We start from the raw sequence: 4,436 nt of genomic DNA, 5'->3' as shown, positions 1-4,436 counted from the left end.
CTGGATCAGCCTACCCACATTTCCCCGCAGGAAAAAAGTATTGCGATCAGGGGAAAAACAATCCGTACAGAAGTAGCGCCCTGGTCATTCTATGTGATCCGCGCGAAGATAAATAAATAGTCATCCGGCAAATTTTTAACGGCGGCAGGAAAATCTTTCCCGCCGCCGTTTTTTTATTCTTTTATCATCCTGCATCCATACAACGGGCCCGCGCTGTTATTGGCTTTGGGCACAAAGCGGATATTTACGCTTTGCTTTCCTTTGGTGAGATGTTCGGGAATAGCGTAGGAGATGGGATAGAAGCGGCTCTCTTTAAATTTGTTGATATCTTCCGTGGCGATGGTAGTGCCATCTACAATGATATCAAAGGTGCGGCCCCGGTTATCCATGCCCCAGTAGGTGCATTGCAGTGAATGGCGGGCGTTGGGATCTACCTTCATGTTAAAGGAAAAATATCCTCCCGGCCAGGCGATACGCCATTTACGGCCATGTTCCTCTTCTGTGCTGGTTTTTTCACCGGTAAAGTCATGATCCCTTTCCGGTTGCATTTCACCAGGGCGAAGAATATCTGTAGTACGCGCATCCAGTTCCTGCTGCGCTTTTTTTGCGGCTGCATATTTCACCTGTTGTTCCTGCCAGCTTTGCGGGGTAAACACATCCCAGTATACGGTGTAATACTCATTACGGGTTTCGTAAAAAGGCGTAAGTGTAACTTCTTTTGGCTGTGCGGTTCCGGCAGTACGGAAGATCAGCGAGTTGGGATCTTCTGTACGGCTGATCCATGTAGCGGGCTGCTGGTTGGCAGCTACCAGCACGGGAACGCCGCTTACCGGGTCGGGTTCTTTTTCTCCCAGGATACCGGACAATAATACCGGGCCATAGAATAATGCCTGCCTGTTGGGATTATCTGGCAGGGCTTCGGTATATACATCCGCCGGCAGGGTAAGCGTTACCTGGTCGTTGTTCTTCCAGTTACGGGTAACAAAAAGATAGCCGCTTTCATCTGTTTGCAGTGCCTGCTCTGCGCCATTTACCTTCAGGGTCATACCTGCCCTGGCCCACGCCGGTTTACGGATACGCATGGTAAAAGATGTTGTTTTTTTGGTGCTAACGGTGAGGGTTACACGATTATCAGCAGGCAGTTTGTTTTCCTGTTTTACAGTAACGCCTTTTTCTTTCCATTCCAGCAGAGAAGGGATAAAGAGGTTTACGAACAGGCTGCCGTCGGCGCCCAGGTAGTAAATGCTTTCCCCGTATTTCACATGATTTTCCATGCCAGATCCCACGCAGCAGGTGAAGGTTTCAAACTCATCGCTGTATTCTTTATGGCCACCCATACGGAGCGGCACAAAGTAGCACATCATACCGGTTTCGTGGTGTTGTGAAGCGAGGATATGATTGTATAATGCTTTCTCGTAGTAGTCCATCAGGCGTGCCTGCGGCTCCAGTGCAAACAGGTGCCTGGTGAGTTTAAGCATGTTATAGGTATTGCAGGTTTCGGTGGTATTGTCGGTGAGCGCTTCATTGAGCTGCCGTGCAGGGCCGAAGTATTCATAGTTGCTGTTGCCCCCGTTGGCGTAGGAGTGATCCCTGGTAACTACTTCCCAGAAGTATTTTGCGATAGCTGCGTCTTTGGGATCTTTATTCAGCTCATACCTGCGGATGCTGGCAATGGCTTTAGGGATCTGGGTATTGGAGTGCTTTCCCGGAAGTATATCTTTCCCTATAGCCAGGGAATCCAGGATGCGTTTATCATAAAAGCGGTAGGAGAGGTCCAGGTATTTTTTATCGCCGCTTAAAGCGTAGGTGTTTACCAGTGTTTCGGCCATGCCCCCGTATTCGCAGATGAGCATTTTCTGCATCTGTTCTTCCGACAGGTTTTTGATCACATTGCCGGTCCAGTCGGCGATACCTTTATTCACCTGCAGTGCTTCCGCGTTGTTGCAGTACAGCCATGCGTCCAGCAGGCCGGCCATAATTTTATGCACGGTATACCAGGGCGACCAGCCGCCGTTAAGGTCGAAGCCCCTGGAGCGGATATCGCCCGCAGCAATTTCGGACCAGAGCTTATTATCATTGGGGAAGGCGCCTATATAGCCATTGTGGCGGTTTTGCTGGCACAGTGCCAGTTCGCTGACCAGGTAGGCCACCCGGTTACGATACGCGGTATCTTTAGTAGCGGCATATTGCATGGCGCAGGCCGATAAGTAATGTCCCATGGTGTGGCCTGCAAGCCCCCCTGTTTCCCAGCCTCCGTATTGTTTGCCTTTTGCAGGCAGCCCGGCGTTGGTGCGGAAGGCCGACAACAGCCTGTCGGGGTCTATCTTTAACAGGTACCTGGCATCCGCCTGCATCGCTGTTTTAAACGGGCTCTCCAGCAGGGTAACGTCTGTTATCGGGAATGGGTATGCTTTGATGGTGGCTGCCGGCAATACTTTCATCTTTTTTTCTTTCCACCCCGGCACATAGGATTGAGCATGGGCGCTATAGTACAGCTGCAGGCTGCCTGCCAGCAACAGCCCTGTAGTGATCAGTCTTTTCATTTCATCAGTATTTAACATGCTAAAACTAATCCGCACGCCGTATACTTACTTTCCAATTATTGACAGATAGTACACGTATTTTAATCAATAGCAGTTTTAATTGTTCCTGTGACAATAAATCTCAAATAAAAATATTTGACTTTAACGGGATTATCCCGATATTTAGTGACTCTTTTTTCACTTAACATCAAAATACGTTATGGACATGAACTTTAAGGCGTTAACCGCTCTCATGATTTCCGGAGGTACCATGCTGGCTTCCTGCAACAATAATGCTGCGAAAACAGCCGAAAGCAAGGATTCCACTACAACAGCTGCAACGGCTGTAACAACTGGTCCACGCAGCTTTGGCCAGGCAGATGGCCAGGAAGTATTGCAATATACCCTGAAGAACGCAAACGGGATGGAAGTAAAGATCCTGAACTATGGCGGTATTATTACGGATATTATTACCCCCGATAAACAGGGTGAGAAAGGCAATGTGGTATTGTCTTACGATTCACTTTCCGGTTACCAGCAGAAAGGTCAGCCGTATTTTGGCGCATTGGTGGGCCGTTATGCTAACCGTATTGCCAATGCAAAGTTTAAACTGGATGGCAAAGAGTATACACTGGCTCCTAACAATAACGGTAACACGCTGCACGGCGGACTGAAAGGATTTGATAAAGTAGTTTGGGCGGCCACTCCTGCGGGCGACAGCAGCCTGCAACTGGTATATAACAGTAAAGACGGGGAAGAAGGCTATCCTGGCAACCTCCAGGCTACGGTAGTATATACGCTTACGCCCGACAATGCCCTGCAGATCACCTACAAGGCCACTACGGATAAACCAACACCGGTAAACCTTACCAATCATGCTTACTTCAATCTTTCCGCCGGAAAAGACAGCACCATCCTGGGGCATGAATTGTCCCTGAAGGCCAGCCGTTATACTCCTGTAAATGATAAGCTGATCCCTACCGGTAAACTGGACCCTGTGAAAGGCACGCCAATGGATTTCACTACTGCTAAAAAGATCGGTGCAGATATCGGTAAAGTAAAAGGCGGCTATGATCACAACTGGGTACTGGACAAACCCGAAGGCGTACTGGAAACAGTGGCTACCTTGTATGACCCTACCAGCGGCCGTTATATGGAAGTGGCTACCACTCAGCCAGGTATCCAGTTCTATACCGGCAACTTCCTGGATGGCACGCTCACCAATACCCGCAACGGTCAGAAGTATGTGCAGAATGCCGCCCTTTGCCTGGAAACACAACATTTCCCTGATTCCCCCAACCAACCTTCTTTCCCGAATGTGATCCTGAAACCAGGTGAAACATTTTCGCAGACAACGGTGTATAAGTTTTCAGTGAAGTAACCTGTGGGCCGCCTTCGGCGGCATGCGGAATTTGTCTGACTCAGGATTAAGATGATTAAACTGATTACGCTGATTTGATTTTTTAGGATTTTAAAAGATTGAGTTAATAGAAAAAATAAGGGAGATAAAAGCAATACTCGCTTTTATCTCCCTTAATCATTTATAAAATCGCAAAAATAAAAATCAGCGTAATCAGTTTAATCATCTTAATCCTGAGTCAGACAAATTGCCGCCGAAGGCGGCCCCCACCACTAATAGTTAGGGTTCTGCACAAGGGTGCCTTTGCTCCTGTCGATCTCCTGCTGAGGCATGGGGAAGTAGTAGTTTTTGGGTTTGGTAAATTTCCGTGGCGCCCCGCCCTTAATGATCACGGCGCCGTTATATGCCAGCTTGGGTTTTTTGTACAGCTCCACGATATCTACCAGGTTGGCTTTGTCCCAGCGGAGGAGGTCCTGGTGACGCTCGTTTTCCCCGCATAATTCTACCCTGCGTTCATGCATCAGTGCGGCCATGCCGGCGTTGGTAACGGCAGG

Annotated in this window: 3 protein-coding genes; 1 reads left to right on the top strand and 2 read right to left on the bottom strand. The window is 48.8% G+C overall.

From position 1 onward, the window contains the following. Positions 1-173: 173 nt before the first annotated feature. Entirely contained in the window at positions 174-2,543 is a 2,370-nt protein-coding gene (locus VIM72_RS21640) for a beta-L-arabinofuranosidase domain-containing protein (RefSeq protein WP_332004910.1), read from the bottom strand. Between the two features lie 199 nt (positions 2,544-2,742). On the opposite strand from VIM72_RS21640, the gene VIM72_RS21635 reads away from it, so the two are divergent. Continuing rightward, entirely contained in the window at positions 2,743-3,903 is a 1,161-nt protein-coding gene (locus tag VIM72_RS21635) for an aldose epimerase family protein (RefSeq protein ID WP_332004909.1), read from the top strand. 251 nt (positions 3,904-4,154) lie between these two features. Here the strand turns inward: VIM72_RS21635 and VIM72_RS21630 are convergent. Continuing rightward, positions 4,155-4,436, bottom strand: a 282-nt coding sequence (locus VIM72_RS21630) for a RagB/SusD family nutrient uptake outer membrane protein (RefSeq protein ID WP_332004908.1), incomplete at its 5' end; no start/stop codon positions are given.

The sequence above is a fragment of the Chitinophaga sp. genome (assembly GCF_036569185.1).
Lineage (GTDB): Bacteria > Bacteroidota > Bacteroidia > Chitinophagales > Chitinophagaceae > Chitinophaga.
The sequence above is the reverse complement of the archived record's forward strand: the minus strand, read 5'-3'. Positions and strand labels throughout refer to the sequence as shown.